Annotated in this window: 14 protein-coding genes; 9 read left to right on the top strand and 5 right to left on the bottom strand. The window is 64.3% G+C overall.

Annotated elements, in window-relative coordinates:
• Positions 1-982: CaiB/BaiF CoA transferase family protein (locus HMPREF2559_RS07045; protein ID WP_148138789.1), on the top strand; the 982-nt coding region annotated here is incomplete at its 5' end.
• Between the two features lie 64 nt (positions 983-1,046).
• Here HMPREF2559_RS07045 and HMPREF2559_RS07040 read toward each other — a convergent pair.
• The 5 genes from HMPREF2559_RS07040 to HMPREF2559_RS07020 all read right to left on the bottom strand — a co-directional run bounded on the left by HMPREF2559_RS07040 (position 1,047) and on the right by HMPREF2559_RS07020 (position 7,601).
• Positions 1,047-1,328, bottom strand: coding sequence for a hypothetical protein (locus HMPREF2559_RS07040; RefSeq protein ID WP_066492908.1), 282 nt, complete (start codon positions 1,326-1,328; stop codon positions 1,047-1,049).
• Positions 1,329-1,585: 257 nt separating this feature from the next.
• Positions 1,586-2,485 carry a polyphosphate kinase 2 gene (gene ppk2 / locus HMPREF2559_RS07035; protein ID WP_066492907.1) on the bottom strand — a complete coding sequence of 300 codons (900 nt, stop codon included), beginning with the start codon at positions 2,483-2,485 and terminating at the stop codon, positions 1,586-1,588.
• A 353-nt stretch (positions 2,486-2,838) separates the two neighbouring features.
• Complete coding sequence (locus HMPREF2559_RS07030; protein ID WP_066492906.1) at positions 2,839-3,024, bottom strand: PorH family porin; 186 nt, start codon at positions 3,022-3,024, stop codon at positions 2,839-2,841.
• Positions 3,025-3,691: 667 nt separating this feature from the next.
• Entirely contained in the window at positions 3,692-5,332 is a 1,641-nt protein-coding gene (gene groL / locus HMPREF2559_RS07025; protein ID WP_066492904.1) for a chaperonin GroEL, read from the bottom strand.
• 280 nt (positions 5,333-5,612) lie between these two features.
• Positions 5,613-7,601, bottom strand: a complete 1,989-nt coding sequence (locus HMPREF2559_RS07020; protein WP_066492902.1) for an OPT family oligopeptide transporter — start codon at positions 7,599-7,601, stop codon at positions 5,613-5,615.
• A gap of 85 nt (positions 7,602-7,686) precedes the next feature.
• Between HMPREF2559_RS07020 and HMPREF2559_RS07015 the strand changes: the two genes are divergently transcribed.
• The 8 genes from HMPREF2559_RS07015 to HMPREF2559_RS06980 all read left to right on the top strand — a co-directional run bounded on the left by HMPREF2559_RS07015 (position 7,687) and on the right by HMPREF2559_RS06980 (position 16,962).
• Complete coding sequence (locus HMPREF2559_RS07015; protein ID WP_066492901.1) at positions 7,687-9,057, top strand: dipeptidase; 1,371 nt, start codon at positions 7,687-7,689, stop codon at positions 9,055-9,057.
• A 195-nt stretch (positions 9,058-9,252) separates the two neighbouring features.
• A complete protein-coding gene (locus HMPREF2559_RS07010; RefSeq protein WP_070540082.1) occupies positions 9,253-12,228 on the top strand; it encodes a Na+/H+ antiporter subunit A in 2,976 nt (991 codons plus the stop codon).
• Entirely contained in the window at positions 12,225-12,767 is a 543-nt protein-coding gene (locus HMPREF2559_RS07005) for a Na(+)/H(+) antiporter subunit C (protein WP_066492897.1), read from the top strand. The genes HMPREF2559_RS07010 and HMPREF2559_RS07005 overlap by 4 nt, the downstream gene beginning before the upstream one ends.
• The gene (locus HMPREF2559_RS07000) at positions 12,760-14,544 is read left to right on the top strand and encodes a Na+/H+ antiporter subunit D (RefSeq protein ID WP_066492895.1); all 1,785 of its coding nucleotides are present in this window, start codon (positions 12,760-12,762) and stop codon (positions 14,542-14,544) included. The genes HMPREF2559_RS07005 and HMPREF2559_RS07000 overlap by 8 nt, the downstream gene beginning before the upstream one ends.
• Entirely contained in the window at positions 14,541-15,095 is a 555-nt protein-coding gene (locus HMPREF2559_RS06995) for a Na+/H+ antiporter subunit E (RefSeq protein WP_066492892.1), read from the top strand. Before HMPREF2559_RS07000 ends, HMPREF2559_RS06995 begins: the two co-directional genes overlap by 4 nt.
• On the top strand, positions 15,096-15,371 hold the full coding sequence (locus HMPREF2559_RS06990; protein WP_066492890.1) for a monovalent cation/H+ antiporter complex subunit F: 276 nt from the start codon (positions 15,096-15,098) through the stop codon (positions 15,369-15,371).
• Positions 15,368-15,736 carry a monovalent cation/H(+) antiporter subunit G gene (locus tag HMPREF2559_RS06985; RefSeq protein ID WP_066492889.1) on the top strand — a complete coding sequence of 123 codons (369 nt, stop codon included), beginning with the start codon at positions 15,368-15,370 and terminating at the stop codon, positions 15,734-15,736. Before HMPREF2559_RS06990 ends, HMPREF2559_RS06985 begins: the two co-directional genes overlap by 4 nt.
• An 11-nt stretch (positions 15,737-15,747) precedes the next feature.
• On the top strand, positions 15,748-16,962 hold the full coding sequence (locus HMPREF2559_RS06980) for a glycosyltransferase 87 family protein (RefSeq protein WP_070540080.1): 1,215 nt from the start codon (positions 15,748-15,750) through the stop codon (positions 16,960-16,962).
• Positions 16,963-16,966 lie beyond the last annotated feature (4 nt).

Below are 16,966 nucleotides of genomic sequence, written 5' to 3'. Positions count from 1 at the left end.
ATCAATGCACTCTAAAACCGGAAGAGCCGCAATGATTCTCGCAGACATGGGCGCGCGCGTCATCCGCGTCGTGCGCCCCGGCAATCCGGCGGACATCGTCCCGCATGGCGTTCTCTACCGCGGCCAGGAAACCCTTGAGGCCAACCTCAAGGACCCCGATGATGTCGCCCGCGTTCTCGACCTCATCACCGACGCCCAGCTCCTCATCGAGGGCTTCCGCCCCAGCGTCGCGGAGCGTCTCGGCCTCGGGCCTTCCGATGCCGCCTCCCGCAACCCCGCGCTCGTCTACGGCCGCATGACGGGCTGGGGCCAGGACGGACCGCTCGCGCAAACAGCCGGGCACGATATCAACTACATCGCCATCTCCGGCGCACTCGGCGCTATCGCCGCGCCCGACGGACGCCCCGTGCCGCCGCTGAACTTCATGGGCGACTTCGGCGGCGGCTCGATGTACCTCGTCTCCGGCCTCCTCGCCGCCCTCGTGCACGCACAGACCACCGGTGAGGGCGCCGTGGTGGACGCCAACATTGTGGACGGCGCGGCCTCCTTGACGGCAATGCTCCACGCCTTTAGGAATGCCGGCCAGTGGGGCCCAACCGGCACGAACGTGCTCGACGGCGGCGCGCCGTTCTACACCGTGTACAAGACGTCCGACGGGAAGTGGATGTCTGTAGGCGCCATCGAGCCGCAGTTCTACGCCGAACTACTACGGCTCCTCGACCTCACGAACGAACTAGCAGGGATTGACCAGAACGACCAAGCCGAGTGGCCACGCGTGGCCCAGCGCTTCGCCGAGGTCTTCGTCACGAAGACCCAGGCCGAGTGGGTAAAGATTTTCCGCGGCACCGATGCGTGCGTCGCCGAAGTCGTCTCCCCTGACGACGTACTCGACCATCCCCATCTGGCCGCCCGCGGCACCTACCGCCCCACGAGCGACGGGATGGAGCCCGCGCCCGCGCCGCGGATTTCTCCCTTGGCTTAAAACGCGAGAAGGCGGCGCCTTCCTTCCGGAAAGCGCCGCCGTGAAGCACCGTACCGCGTACTACTTAAAGAGCCGGGAAGTACGGAATCTTCTGGCCCTGGATGGTGCCGCGGCCGACGAGGGTGTTGTACACGGTGCCCCAGAAGGCCACGGAAATAGCCACGCCGAGGACCGAGGAGATGACGTAGCCGGCGGTGGAGGAACCGGTATTGGCAGCAGTAGCAGAGCCGGATGCTGCAGCGTCAGAAGACTCAGCGAGGGCGACCGGAGCAGCGACAGCGCCGCTGGTGGCCAGAGCAACGGAGGTGGCAGCAGCGATAACGCCGCGGGTGAGCTTAGAGGACATAATATTTCCTTGGGTTAAGGGGAGATACGGACGTTTTCGATTCTAAAACATTATCGCTAGGCCGCGTGTGGTTTAAGCAACAAATTTTCTAAATTGTCCGTTACATCAACGTGAACGACATGAAATAAATGAAAACAATCCGCATATGTCAAGCATCGCCCCCTCGGCACTCACCTGCATATGCAAAAAGAGCCGCTTCCAAAAGGAAGAGGCTCTTCGTTGCGTTTACCGCAGGCGCGGAATCCAGCTAAGCGTGACTAGTCGCCGATTTGGTCGCGGCCGCGCTTAACGATGTGCTCGTCCGGCTCGCCGACCACGGAGTGGTCCTTGTTCGTGTACTCGAACTTGGAGAGCACGTAGCGCATGGCGTTAATGCGGGCGCGCTTCTTGTCATTCGACTTAATGGTGATCCACGGAGACTCGTCGGTATCCGTGTAGCGGAACTGCTCTTCCTTGGCGCGGGTGTAGTCGTCCCACTTGTCGAGGGACGCGAGGTCCATCGGTGACAGCTTCCACTGGCGCACCGGGTCAATCTGGCGAATCGCGAAGCGGGTGCGCTGCTCCTTGCGGGTCACGGAGAACCACAGCTTGGTGAGCGAAATACCCGAACCCAGAATCATGTTCTCGAGCATCGGCACCTCACGGAGGAACTCCGCGTGCTGCGACTCGGTGCAGAAACCCATGACGCGCTCGACGCCGGAGCGGTTGTACCAGGAGCGGTCAAAGAAGACGATCTCGCCGCCGGCCGGGAAGTGCTGGATGTAGCGCTGGAAGTACCACGAGGTGGACTCACGCGGCGACGGCTTCTCAAGCGCCACCGTGCGTGCGCCACGCGGATTGAGGTGTTCGTTGAAACGCTTAATGGTGCCGCCCTTGCCAGCAGCGTCGCGACCCTCAAAAATAATGATGTGGCGCTGGCCAGTTTCCTTGGTCCAGTTCTGCCACTTCAGCAGCTCAATCTGCAGGGCGCGCTTCGTCACCTCGTACTCGTCACGCGTCATGCGCTCCTCATACGGGTAGTTCTCGCGCCACGTCTCCACCGGAGAGCCATCCGGCATGATGAGCGAGGGATCATCCTCGTCAGAGTCGTCAACGACGTAGCCGTCGGTCTGTGCAAGGTCAATCTCGGGAAGCTCGTCGTCTTTAATATCAGCCATGCATGACATTTTACTCCTAAAATCGCCCTAAAGTGCCCGCATGGGAGGTGAACCCCCGGTGAAATTCACCCCTCCCCGCCCCCACTGCGCAGACCCGCCAAAAAGACGAAAACTGCAAAAGCCCGCGCACACAGCGCGGGCAGCAGTTAGTCGCTCGAGGCGAAATCTACTACTGGGTCAGACCGATGAGGTCAGAGACGTTGCCAGCCATGTCAGCGAGCTGCTTCAGCAGAAGAAGCAGCTGGCCGGTCCAGGTACCTTCGGCAGAAAGCTTGAAGAACTCCATGTGATTACTCCTTTAAGGGTTGTGAAAGTTAGGTACACGGGCGCATGCTCACGCCCGCAAGGTTGAATTAGGCCTCAGACTTGGAGGACAGGCCCTCGAAGACGCCGGAGGTCTTCTCGGTCAGGGCGTCGGAACCATTGATCATGGTGTTCATGTTGCCAGCGAACTTCGCAAAGCCAGTGAACAGGTCGTGAATAGCCTTGCCGAAGGTGGAGAAGTTGTCCAGCTGCTCGGTGACGAAAGAGAGATCCATGTGTGTCTCCTTTAGATGTACCCAACTACAGGAGTCGGGGATGTGAATAAACGGTTTTTACGACATCCCGCAGTGGATGTCACGAGGATTATTGTGGCACATTTTGCTGACGCGTCAAACGGAAATTCTGATGCAATTCTCCCATCCATACGTCGTCTAAATCACACCGTACACTTTCTCACTCACCACACAGACAACACTAAGAAACGCCCCCACCTGCACGAATATAAAATACCGCCAATTTAGTCATTCTTTTTTTGGCAGCTCCCCGTAACACCCACCACACTGTGTCCGATTTAATCGGACCGCAACCTTAAATTTGGTTAACCCGGTGTTAACCTTCAGCGAGTAAACGGGGGTGTCTAATGGGGGTAAACTTCGCCGCGGCAGCGGCTTTGGAGCGGGCTGAGTCGGCGTTCCCGCATGCTTTCGACGGCAATGAGGACACGACTGTGCAACACGGCGTGTCGTTCCAAATGTTACGGATGTTACTCAAGTAAAGCCGTCACGTGCCGCGAGAAGCCGGAGGCGCTGTGCACGCTGCGGCCGCCTGAGGGCCAGGCACGCGTACAGAACTAGCGCGGCCCCAAACGCGCAAAAGCGCCCGCCGCGCTCCTCTTTACAAGTAAGGAGTACGGCGGGCGCGTGGAGACGCGAGGGGCGGGGCTTAGAAGCCCATGCCGCCCATCTCGTCAGCGCCAGGAGCGGCCGGTGCGGCCGGCTCCGGCTTGTCAGCAACGACAGCCTCAGTGGTGAGGAAGAGCGCGGCGATGGATGCAGCGTTCTGCAGCGCAGAGCGGGTGACCTTGACCGGGTCGTTGATGCCCGCGGCCATGAGGTCGACGTACTCGCCGGTGGCGGCGTTGAGGCCTTCGCCAGCCTTAAGGTTGGCGACCTTGTCAGCCACGACGCCCGGCTCGAAGCCAGCGTTCAACGCAATCTGCTTAAGCGGTGCGGACAGTGCCTCGCGGACGATCTTCACGCCAGTGGCCTCGTCGCCCTTGAGATCAGACAGGGAGTCCAGAGCCTTGGCAGCCTGCAGGAGGGCGACGCCACCGCCGGCGACAATGCCCTCTTCGACGGCAGCCTTCGCGTTGCGGACGGCGTCCTCAATGCGGTGCTTGCGCTCGGTGAGCTCGACCTCGGTAGCAGCGCCGACCTTGAGGACGGCCACGCCGCCGGAGAGCTTAGCCAGGCGCTCCTGGAGCTTCTCACGGTCGTAGTCAGAGTCAGAGTTCTCAATCTCGGCGCGAATCTGCTTGATGCGGCCGTCGATCTGCTCCTGGGAGCCGGCGCCCTGAACGATGGTGGTGTCGTCCTTGGTGACGACGACCTTGCGGGCCTGGCCGAGGAACTCGAGCTCGGCGGTCTCGAGGGAGAGGCCGACCTCCTCGGAGATGACCTGGCCGCCGGTGAGGATAGCCATGTCCTGCAGGGTGGCCTTGCGGCGGTCGCCGAAGCCCGGTGCCTTCACGGCAACGGACTTGAAGGTGCCGCGAATCTTGTTGACGACGAGGGTGGACAGGGCCTCGCCCTCGACGTCCTCAGCGATGATGAGCAGCGGCTTGCCGGTCTGCATGACCTTCTCGAGGACCGGGACGAGGTCCTTGATGTTGGAGATCTTGGAGGAGACCAGAAGGATGTACGGATCCTCGAGGACGGCCTCCTGACGCTCCATGTCAGTGGCGAAGTAGCCGGAGATGTAGCCCTTGTCGAAGCGCATACCCTCGGTAACCTCAAGGTCGACGCCGAAGGTGTTGGACTCCTCGACAGTGATGACGGAGTCCTTGTTCACGGAGCCGTTGCCCACGGTGTACATAGCCTCGGCGATCTTCTCGCCAATGGCCGGGTCAGCGGCGGAGATGCCAGCGGTCGTGGCGATCTGCTCCTGGGTCTCGACCTCCGTGGCGGAAGAGAGCAAGGCGTCAACGACGGCCTTGGTGGCGGTCTCGATGCCGCGCTTGATGCCCATCGGGTTGGAGCCGGCGGCTACGTTGCGCAGGCCCTCGCGGACGAGCGCCTGAGCCAGGACGGTAGCGGTGGTGGTGCCGTCGCCTGCGACGTCATCCGTCTTCTTGGCAACTTCCTTGACGAGCTCGGCGCCGATCTTCTCGTACGGATCCTCGAGCTCGATCTCGCGCGCGATGGACACGCCGTCGTTCGTAATGGTCGGGGCGCCCCAGGACTTCTCCAGGACGACGTTGCGGCCCTTGGGGCCGAGCGTGACCTTGACAGCGTCGGCCAGCGTGTTGAGGCCACGCTCGAGGCCGCGACGCGCCTCTTCGTCAAAGGCAATGATCTTTGCCATGTCTTTTTAACTCCTTGATTGGTGTCTTTTGTCTATGTGGTTGAAAGAAGACGACACTCAAGCGTCCCACCCTTCAAAGAGGCCCGCGACGGCGCGGCTGGCGAGTGTAAACCAACCTCAACTTCAAAGGTGCACGTTCTTAGCACTGACCATTCTCGAGTGCTAGCGACCATTCTGGCACTCGCCCGCACCGAGTGCAAGAAATGACGCGCATGCCCTGAGAGATCGCGAAAGGCCCGCCGGGAACCGGCGAGCCTGGAGCAAAGGGGGCATCGGAAAGCTAGGCGCGAGCCTTGCGGCGAGTCCACCAGTAGGTGAAGGCCACGGCCGCAATGAAGGCGATGATGCCCAGGATATCGGCGTAGGTTCCGCCGGAGAAGAACTCGAGCGGGGACGCGCCGCCGTCCGCCGCGATGAGGCCGGCGTTGACGACGCCGAAGAGGGACTCACCGACGATGAGGCCGGTGGCGAGCAGCGTGCCCAGGCGCTTCTTAGCCTCGGCGCTCTCCTGCTTGGCGGCCCAGTTGTCGTAGAACGTACCGAGGATGGCGCCGATCGGGATGATGATCGTGAGCGAGGCCGGCAGGTACATGCCCATGCCGACGGCGAGCGGCGAGAGGGAGTACTTATCCGTGGTCTTGCGCAAAACCTCGTCGATAACGATGAGGACCGCGCCGATGCCCATGCCGAGGAAGATGAGGTTCCAGTCCAGCGTGCTGTCGAAGATGCCCGAGGCGACCGAGGACATAAGCGCAGCCTGCGGGGCGGCGAGTGCGTCCTCGCCGGCGCCCTCCATGCCCTGGAAGCCGAATCCGGTGAGCATGACCTGAAGGATGGGCGGAATGACGACGGAGCCGAAGAGGACACCGATAATGAGGGCGACCTGCTGCTTCCAGGGCGTCGCGCCCACGAGCTGGCCGGTCTTCAAGTCCTGGAGGTTATCGTTCGAAATCGTGGCGATGCCGAAGATAATGGCCGCCGAGAAGAGCGTGTAGGCCACGAGCGAGAGCGGGTTCGCGTCCACGCCGCGCATGACGGCGGCGATGATGAGCGAGACCGCGACGACGGCGATGATGCCGATGGAGGAAATCGGCGAGTTCGACGCGCCGATGAGGCCGGCCATGTAACCGCAGACGGAGGCGATGACGAGACCGAGGACGAGCGTGAACAGCACGGAAACCGCGATGAGCACGAAGGCGTGCTCGTGAATATCGGTCTGCGAGAGGAAGTCCCACAACAGCAGGCCGATGGGCAGCATAAGGACCACGATGGTGGTGGCCACGTACGGGAACGGAATGTCGCGCTCCGTGACGTCCACGGCGTTGCCCGCCTTGCGGCTGCGCGAGGAAGCCAGGGACTGGGAGATGCCTTTGGCGATGGGGCCAGTGATCTTGATGAGCGTCCACACGGCAGCAATCGCCATGGTGCCGACACCGATGAAGCGGATCTCGCCGGAGAAGACCTCGTCGACGATGTCTGCCATCGCGGCGACGTCCGAGATATCGCCCGCGGTGCGGATGGGCAGCAGGATAATAAAGGAGATGAACACGCCCACGAGCATGGCGATACCGACAGGCAGGCCGACCAAGTGGCCCACGCCGATAAGCGCCATGGACAGGCTCGTACCAAGCGTCGTCGCGCCCGCGCCGAGCTTGAAGTAGCCCGCGACGGAGGACGAGATAGCCTTCATCGCGGCGAGCAGGGACATCGCGGCGGAGATGACGCCGCCCACGAGGATGACGCGCAGGCCCTTGGCGTTTTCCTCTCCTGCTTTGTCCGTGACGCCGTTTGCGCTGTCACCGTCGCCGACTTTAAGGACCTCGGCCGCAGCGACGCCCTCCGGATAGGGCAGGTCCGAGCCGGTAACGAGCGCGCGGCGCAGCGGGATGGAGTACATGACGCCGAGGATGCCGCCGATGGCACACACCGCGGCCGTCTCGAAGAAGCTGAATCCCGTCCAGTAGCCGACCATAACGAGGCCGGGGAGGACAAAGATGATGGCGGACAACGTACCGGCAGCAGACGCGATGGTCTGCACGATGTTGTTTTCCTTGATGTTGTGCCCCTTGAACTTGCGGAGCACGGCCATGGAGATGACGGCGGCGGGAATCGACGTCGCGAACGTGAGGCCCACTTTGAGGCCGAGGTAGACGTTGGCGGCGGTAAACACGAGGGTGATAAGCCCGCCGATGATGACGCCGCGCAGCGTCAATTCCGGCAACGATGCAGGCTTTTTCGCGGTCCCGGCGGGGGCTACTGGTGTGCCCATGCGAGGTCCTTTCTTTTCAAGATAAAATTCAACCTATCGAATGGTAGTCTCCATAGCCCGAATTGCCACATCTATAGTGGGAACCATGACTGATATTGCTAGCTCCGTCCGCGGCGATCGCGCCCGGATTTTCCAGGACCTGTCCCAACTCGTTGGCTTCGCCTCCGTCCACAATGAGCCTGGCCACGAGCAGGCCAACAAGGACGCCGCAGCGTGGGTTGCCGCCGCGCTTTCCGATGCCGCCTTTAGCGTCGAGTCCATCCCCACCACCGACGGCTCCATCGCCGTCCTGGGCAACCGCCCGGGTGACGAGGGTGCGAAGACCGTGCTGCTCTACTCGCACTACGACGTCGTCCCGGCCGGTGACCCGGCCGCGTGGGAGTCCGATCCCTTCACGTTGACCGAGCGCGCGCACGCCGATGGCACGACGCGCTGGTTCGGCCGCGGTGCAGCGGACTGCAAGGGCAACGTCGCCGCGCACCTCGCGGCGTTGCGCGCGGTCGAGGAAGCTGGTGGCACCAAGCTGAACCTGAAGTTCCTCGTCGAGGGCTCTGAGGAGCGCGGTGGCGCCGGTCTTTCCGCGCTCATCGAGGAGCGTCCGGAGCTCTTCGCCGCAGACGCCATCCTCATCGTCGACGCCGGCAACTCCGCCGTGGGCCAGCCCACGCTCACCACATCGCTGCGCGGCGGCGGCCAGGTTCGCGTCAAGGTGACGACGGCCGAGTCCGCCGTCCACTCCGGCCAGTTCGGCGGCGCGGCCCCGGACGCCGTGAAGGCACTCATGCGCACGCTCGACTCGCTCACGGACGAGTACGGCCGCACCGTCATCGACGGCGTGGAGTGCCGCGATACCTGGGACGGCCAGGGCTACCCCGCTGACAACTTCCGTGCTGATGCGCAGCTGCTCGACGGCGTGGCCATCGCCGGCGAGGGCTCCTCCGAAGGCGCCACCGAGACCGAGATCGCCTCCATGCTGTGGTCCCGCCCGGCCGTGAGCGTCATCGGCTTTACCTCCACCCCGGTCTCCGAGGCCGTCAACGCCGTGGCCAATGTCGCCGAGGCCGCGCTCAACCTGCGCGTGCCCGCCCACATGTCCGCCGCGGACACGGAGGCCAAGCTCATCGAGCACCTCAAGAACCACGTGCCGTGGGGCGCCCACATCGAGATCACCTCATGGGACGCCAACCAGGGCTTTGCTACGGACCCCGAACTGCCCGCAGCCCGCGTGTTCGCCGAGGCTTTTTCTGAGGCTTATGGCACAGAGACGACCGCGCAGGGCATGGGCGGCTCTATCCCGCTCACCACCGAGCTGCAGGAGAAGTACCCCAACGCCGAGATCATCCTCTACGGGGTCGAGGAGCCCAAGGCCGTCATCCACTCCGCGAACGAGTCCGTGGACCCGACCGAGATTGAGGCCGTCGCCATCGCCGAGGCCCTCTTCCTCACCCGCTTCTAGCCGCCCCGCAGCGCGCGTTAGCCACAACGTCCGAATAAGGCCCGGATTTTTCGAGATCTGGAACCTTCGTCGGGGGTTGTGGCTATTTTCGTGCGCACGCCGCGGCGCTGTGCGCAGGGGCTGCAGTCACAACAGCCACATAGACAACAGCATTGCTGTAGTCTTGAAGCGACGTAAAACAAAAGGGAGGCGCGCGTGCTCATTCTGCTGCTCGGACTTTTCTGCACCGCAGCGGCTGCACCGCTTATCATACGCCTCTGCGGACGTGCAGGCTTTGGCCTACTCGCGCTCGTTCCGCTCGCGGGATTCATCTGGGTGCTCCAGCTCTTCGTCGAGAAACGCTTCGCCGCGGGCGCGCTCGAGCAGCGCATCGAATGGATGCCAGCGGCCCACCTCGACATCGAGCTGCGCCTCGACCCGCTGGCCGGGCTGTTCTCGCTCATCATCTTAGGCGTGGGCGCGCTCGTCCTTTTCTATTGCTGGGGCTACTTCACGCCCGCGGACGGCGCGGCGCCCCGGCGGCGTCTCGAGATGTTCGCCTCCCAGATGGTCGCCTTCGCCGCCGCCATGTTCGGCCTCGTCATCTCGGATAACTTCCTGCTCATGTACGTCTTCTGGGAAGTGACCTCGCTGCTGTCCTTCCTGCTCGTGAGCTACTACGGCGAGCGCGCCTCCTCGCGCCGCGCCGCGCAGCAGGCGCTCATGGTCACCACCCTCGGCGGCCTGGCCATGCTCATCGGCATCATCGGCTTCGGCCGCCAGTCGGGCGTGTGGACGTTCAGCGGCATCGCGAGCCTTCAGGCCGATATCGCGACGACCCCGTATATCGCCTGGTCCGTGTGCCTCGTCCTCGCCGGTGCTCTGAGCAAATCCGCCATCGCGCCCGCCCACTTCTGGCTGCCCGGCGCGATGGCCGCGCCCACGCCGGTCTCCGCGTATCTCCACTCCGCCGCGATGGTCAAGGCGGGCATCTACTTGGTCGCCCGCCTCTCCCCCGAGGTCCACACCGTCCCGGCTTGGCACATCGTGGTCATCCCGCTCGGTTTGTTCACCATGCTGCTGGGCGGCTGGATGGCGCTCAAGCAGCGCGACTTAAAGCTCATTCTTGCCTACGGCACGGTCTCCCAGCTGGGATTTATCACCTCCGTCGTCGCCATTGGTTCCCGCGAGGCGCTGCAAGCGGGGCTCGCGCTCACCTTTGCGCACTCGCTGTTTAAGGCCACCCTCTTTATGGTGGTCGGAGCCATCGACCATGCGTCGGGGACAAGGGACATCGGAAAGCTCAGCGGCCTGGGGCGGCGCCAACCGGTCCTGGCGCTTATCGCTGGCATCTCCGCGCTGTCCATGGCGGGCCTGCCGCCACTGCTCGGCTTTGTCGCCAAAGAAGCGACGCTGGAGACGGTTCTCCACGAGGAGCTGCTCACGGGCATGCCGCGCAACATGATGCTCGTCGCGGTCGTGCTCGGCTCCATCCTCACCATGGCGTACGCACTGCGCTTCCTCTGGGGCGCGTTCGCGACCAAGGGAACCGAAGGCCCGAGCACGGCCGTGAAGAAGATGCACCACGTCGGCCCCGCCCTGTGGGTCCCGCCGGCTGTGCTCACGGTGCTCACCATCTTCCTAGGCGCACAGCCGGCACCGCTATCCAATGGGCTCACGCAGCACCTCGACCCGATCTTCGGCGAGGGGTCCGCGCTCAAGCTGTGGCACGGCTGGACGCTACCGCTGGGCATCTCGGCGTTTATCATTGTGGCCGGTTGCCTCATGCACTGGCAGCGGGGACTCGTCGCCGCCGCGCAGTTCGACACCCCGGCGCTGGGCAACGCGGACGACGCATACGATGCCACCCTCGCCCGGCTGCGCCGCGCGTCCTTGCGCATTACGGCGCAGACGCAGCGCGGCTCCCTGCAGTTCAACCTCACCACGATTTTCGTGTGTCTCATCCTCCTCGTGATGGCAGCCCTCGTCGGCGGCGACCTCACGGATGTGCGCATGCACGTGGCGGATAACCCGTGGCAGGCCATCGCGGCCGTCCTCATGATGGCCGCGGCCATCGCGGCCACGGCCATGCACAACCGCTTGTCCGCCGTGCTGGTCGTGGGCATTTCGGGCTACGCGCTCTCCTTCATCTTTGCGCTTCACGGCGCGCCGGACCTGGCACTCACGCAGCTGCTCGTCGAGACCATCATCGTGGTGCTCTTCATGCTCGTCCTGCGCAAGATGCCCGCCAACGTCGAATGGCGCCAGGGCCCGGAGATGAACCGCCTGCGTGCGTGGCTGTCCGTCGCGGTCGGTCTCACCGTCTCGGTGGCGGGCATGTTCGCCATCAACGCGCGCACGGCCGCGCCGATTTCGGAATACATGCCGAAGCTCGCCAAGGAGATTGGCCACGGCGCGAACACGGTAAACGTGTTGCTCGTGGACATCCGCGCGTGGGATACCTTCGGCGAAGTCACCGTCCTCGTCATCGCGGCGACGGGCGTGGCCTCGCTCATCTACCGCACGCAGTCCTTCACGCGCTCCTCGCGCCGCCCCACGCTGCGTGCAGTGGGCCGCCGCTGGCTGGCCGTGGGCTCCGAGTCGGAGCAACGCCAGAACCGCTCGCTCATGATCGACGTCATCACGCGCCTGCTCTTCCCGTCCATGATGGCGCTTTCGCTCTACTTCTTCTTCGCCGGCCACAACGCGCCCGGCGGCGGTTTTGCGGGCGGCCTCGTGGCCTCGCTCGCGTTCACGCTGCGCTACCTCGCGGGCGGGCGCGAGGAGCTCGAGGAGGCTTTGCCTATCGATGCCGCCCGCCTGCTCGGCGCCGGCCTTCTTACCTCCTCGGTCTCCGTCATCGTGCCGCTGCTTTTGGGCCAGCCCCCGTTGACGACGGCGTATACGAAGCTCGAGGTGCCATTCCTCGGCGCGGTCTCGCTGCCCTCGGCGCTCATCTTCGACGCGGGCGTCTACATCATCGTCGTGGGGCTCACCATGCACATCCTTACCTCGCTTGGCGGCAAGCTCGACGAGGAAGAGGAGGCACGTAAGCAGCGCGCCCGCGACCGCAAGCGCTCGCTCCAACTACAAATGCGCCACCAAGCCGGCCGCAAGCCGACGAACGCGCCGGCACAGGCCACGGCATCCACCGCAACAGCGACGACAAGCACAGGAAAGGAGACATCATGACCGCCAATCTCCTCCTCTTGCTCGCCTCGGGCGTGTCCGTCGCGGCGGGCGTCTACCTGCTACTCGACCGCGCGATGACGAAAATGCTCATGGGCATCCTGCTCATTGGCAACGGCGCGAACCTGCTCATGCTCCAGGCAGGCGGCGAGCCGGGGTCCCCGCCCATTACCGGGCGCGAATCCACGCAGTATGGCGAACAGATCGCAGACCCGCTGGCGCAGGGCATGATCCTCACGGCCATCGTCATTTCCATGGCAATGACGGGCTTCATCCTCACGCTGGCCTATCGCCAGTACCGCTACCGCACGGCGGACGTCATCGAGGACGACACGGAAGACGCAGCCATCGCGGCGAGCGTGGGCCGGTCAACCTCGACGATCTCGCCAGACGTCGACGCGTCCTCCGACCCCACGACAGGCAGGGACACGGACAAGGGCGACGCCTTCGGCCCCTCGTCCTTTGAGGAGCCGGTGAAAGGCCCAGAGAAACACCATAAGAAGAAGCCGGAAGGCACCGCGAAGGGAGACAGCGATGACTGAGCCGCTGCACGGCCTGGCCGAGGTCGTCTACCCGTTCGTGGGTTATCTCATCCCGCTGCCGATCATCATTCCGGCGGTGGCGGCGGCGCTCGCCATGCTCTTCGCCCGCGTGCCGTGGGTACAGCGCACCCTCGCCTTCTTCGCGCTGCTCGCCAGCGCGGGCGTGGCGGCACTGCTCATCGTCATCGCGGATTTCTACGGCATCCAGGCCATCCAGGTCGGCGGATGGGACGCCCCGGTGGGTATCACGCTCGTCGCGGACCGGTTGAGCTCAATCATGCTCTTCACGTCGTCCATCGTGCTCTTCTCCGTCATGTGGTACGCCATCGCGCAGGGCATCCGGGACGGCGACCGCGACTCCCCCGTCGCGGTCTTCTTGCCCACGTACATGCTGCTGTCCATGGGTATTAACGTCTCCTTCCTCGCTGGCGACTTGTTTAACCTCTACGTTGGCTTCGAGATCTTCCTCGTGGCGTCCTACGTGCTGCTCACCCTCGGCGCGTCCCCGGCGCGCGTGCGCGCGGGCGTAGGCTACGTCATGGTGTCGATGACCTCGTCCATGGTCTTCGTCGTGGGCCTCGCGCTCGTCTACGCGGCGGTGGGCACGATGAACATGGCGCAGATCGGCGAGCGCATGAACGACATCCCGGGCGGCACGCAGGCCGCCATCTTCGGCGTGCTTCTCATCGCGTTCGGCATCAAGGCCGCCATAGTGCCGCTCGACGCGTGGCTGCCGGACTCCTACCCCACCGCGCCGGCGCTCGTCACGGCCGTCTTCGCGGGCCTTCTCACCAAGGTCGGCGTGTACGCCATCATTCGCATGCGCACCTCCGTGTTCACAGATGGCACGCTCGACACGCTGCTCATGTGGGTCGCGCTCGCCACGATGGTGGTGGGCATCCTCGGCGCCATGGCGCAGGCTGACATCAAGCGTCTGCTGTCCTTTACGCTGGTGAGCCACATCGGCTACATGATCTTCGGCGTCTCGCTCGGCTCCGCACAGGGCCTGTCCGGCGCCATCTTCTACGCGGTCCACCACATTCTGGTGCAGACGGCGCTCTTCCTCGTTGTCGGCCTTATCGAGCGCCAGGCGGGCACGTCCTCGATGCGCCGGTTGGGCTCGCTCATGTACACCGCGCCGCTTGTCGCGGTCCTCTACTTCATCCCAGCCATCAACCTGGGCGGCATCCCGCCGTTCTCGGGCTTCTTGGGCAAAATCATCCTGCTCCAGGCAGCCGCGAACGACGGCTCGCTGCTCGCGTGGGTGCTCATCGTCGGCGCCGTCGCGACCTCGCTGCTCACGCTCTACGTCATGATGGTCGTCTGGGCCAAGGCCTTCGTCCGCGACCGCGCAGACGCCCCGGATTACCATGAGCCCGCCCAGCCTGCCGATGCCCCCTCCCGCATCCCCTCCGGCATGATCGGCGCCACCACGCTGCTGGTCGCTGCCTCGGTGGCCATTACGGTGCTCGCTGGCCCCATCTCCGGCGTGACCTCGCGCGCGGCGGAGTCAGCGCAGGATGACGGCATCTACCGCTACGCAGTACTCGGCGAGACGTCCGAGAATCCCACGCGCCGTCTCGACCAAAAGGAGCGCTACGCGGAGGGCCACGAGAACGCCGAACGCGGCGCAGACTCTTTGGGCGAGCGCCGCGCCTCACTCAAGGACCCGGCGCCGGGCCTGTCCACGGCCCCGGCGACGGCAACGGCCTCGCCCACGAGCGCCGCTCCCGTTGATGAGGGCTCGGCGGACATTGAAAAGAAGGAGCCGCGATGAGAGCACAGTTGCCGCACCTCAACGAAAAAATTAGTGGCCGACTCAGTGGCGTGCAGCACCGGTTCCGCCCGTGGTTTATCGTGTGGATCCTCGTCATGTGGTGCCTGCTCATGGGCGAGCTCACCGTGGCCAATGTCGTGGGCGGCGTGCTCGTGGGCCTCGCGGTGACCTACCTCCTGCCGCTGCCTGCCATGCCGGTGGGCGGCCTTGACATCTCGTGGGGCCTGCTTGTCCGGTTCATCGGCGTGTGGCTCTGGGATTTTTTGGTGGCTTCGCTCAAGGTGGCGTGGCTGGCCATCCGGCCGGCCGCCCCGCCGCGCACGGCCATCCTCACCGCGCCCATGCGCGTGGACAACGAGTTCGTCCTGGCTCTCGCAGTCTTCCTCTACAACCTCCAGCCGGGTGGGACGGTGACGGATATTGATATCGCCGGACGCATGCTCACCGTCCACATCTTGGAAGCAGACAATGAGCTTGACATCGAGCGGGCTCTGGGGAGCATCGGCAAGCTGGAGCGCGCCATGATTGCCATCTTTGAAAGGAGCGTCTAGATGCCCGACACGCTGTATGACTGGGGCCTCGCGGTGGCCGCGGCGATGATGACGGTGTCCTTCCTCGTGATCGTCTGGCGCATAATTACCGGCCCGAACTCTCTCGACCGGCTCGTGGGCATGGATGGCTTCGTGGCCGCCTTCCAATGCGCGCTCGCCACGTATATCTGCTGGTCACTGGATACGACCGTGGTCAACGCGATGCTCGTCATCGCGCTGCTTGGCTTCATCTCGACCGTCGCCGTCACCCGCTTCCGCAGGAGGGACAACCAATGATCACCGACATCATCTCGCTCGTCCTCGTGCTCGCCGGGTCTTTCTTCGTCCTCGCGGCCGCGCTGGGCACTATACGCTTCCGTGACACGATGGCGCGCGTCCATGCGGTGGCCAAGCCGCAGACCATCGGCTTAGTCCTCGTGCTCCTGGGCGCGTTCATCCGCGTGGTCGGCTCGCCGGAGTTCAGCGTGGCACAGCGCAGCGACTTAGGATTGCTGCTCCTGCTCGGGCTCTTCGCGCTTGCGACGGCGCCGGTCACGGCACAGCGCATCACGCGTGTTGCCCGCCGCGAAGGTCTCTACGATCGTGATGAAAATATGTCCCGAAACGACCGGCCTGCCGGAAAAACGATGCGTCGCCGCTAGGATGTAGCTTCGTGAAGAAAATCAATGGTCTGCCCACTCTTGCCGTGGGGCTTACTGCCCTCGTGGCTTTCGTGTTGTACCGCGTGTTCACGTACGAGGGCAACACGCCGCTCGTGTGGCGCGTGCCCATTGACCTCGACATCTACGCCCTCGCGGGCAAGGACCTCCGCGACGGCGGGCTGCTCTACGACGCCGCGTACATTGGCAAGCTGCCGTTTACCTACCCGCCGTTTGCGGGCGTGCTCTTCAAGTGGCTGTCCCTGCTCAACGACAACTGGCTCATCGGCGTGTGGCAGATCGGCACGGGTGTGGCGCTCTTCGCCGTCATCCTGCTCGTGCTGAACAACCGTTCGTATAAGCTCACGCCGCTCACCGTCTACGTGGCCTTCCTGCTCACGCTGGGCACCACGGCCATCGAGCCGGTCATGGGCACGCTCTTCTTCGGCCAGATCAACGTCTTCCTCATGCTGCTGTGCGCGCTCGACCTGCTGCCGCGCCGCTGGCGCCTGCCCGGCGTAGGCATCGGCCTGGCTGCGGGCATCAAGCTCACGCCGGCGTACATGGGCCTCGTTCTGCTCTTCCAGCGCCGCTGGTGGGCGGTCGTGGGCTGCCTCGCGACGTTTATCGCCACGGTCCTCGTGGGCTACTGGATTGTCCCGGACGCCAACGATTTCTGGACGAACGCGGTCTTTAACTCCTCGCGCATCGGCGACCACGTGAACCCGGGCGCGATGGGCTTGCGCTCCGTCCTCGAGCGCCACTTCGGTCTCGCGGGCGGCGTGGGCTGGCTGCTTGCCGTCTTCGTCACGTTCTGCCTCACTCTCGCCGCGAACCTCGTGGCGACGCGCCGCGGCAACCAGGCGCTCGTCTTCGCATTTACCGGCGTCAGCTCGTGCATGGTCTCCCCATTCGCGTGGTTCCACCACTTCGTGTGGGTCGTCCCGCTCGCCGTCGTCATCCTGCTCGGCGCGAACCAGCGGCTAGGCGAGCGCCTACCGGGCTGGGCGGCCGCGCTCGGCTCGATGGTCGCGATGTGCGTGTGCGTCATGCCCTGGATTTCCGCCGCGTTCTGGTTCGACGCGAGCTACCACAACCTCGATGACTGGACGAGCCCGCAGCCGCTCATGTCCCTCCTCTTCCCGTTCGCGGGCGGGGTCTACATGTTCTTCTACGCGGTGAGCGGCTTCTGGACGCTGCGCCGCGGCGGGCGACACGCGCGAGTCTAAGCAG

The sequence above is a fragment of the Corynebacterium sp. HMSC072G08 genome, from assembly GCF_001809185.1.
In the GTDB taxonomy this organism is placed as follows: Bacteria; Actinomycetota; Actinomycetes; order Mycobacteriales; family Mycobacteriaceae; genus Corynebacterium; species Corynebacterium phoceense.
This window is presented reverse-complemented; position numbering and strand designations above follow the sequence as displayed.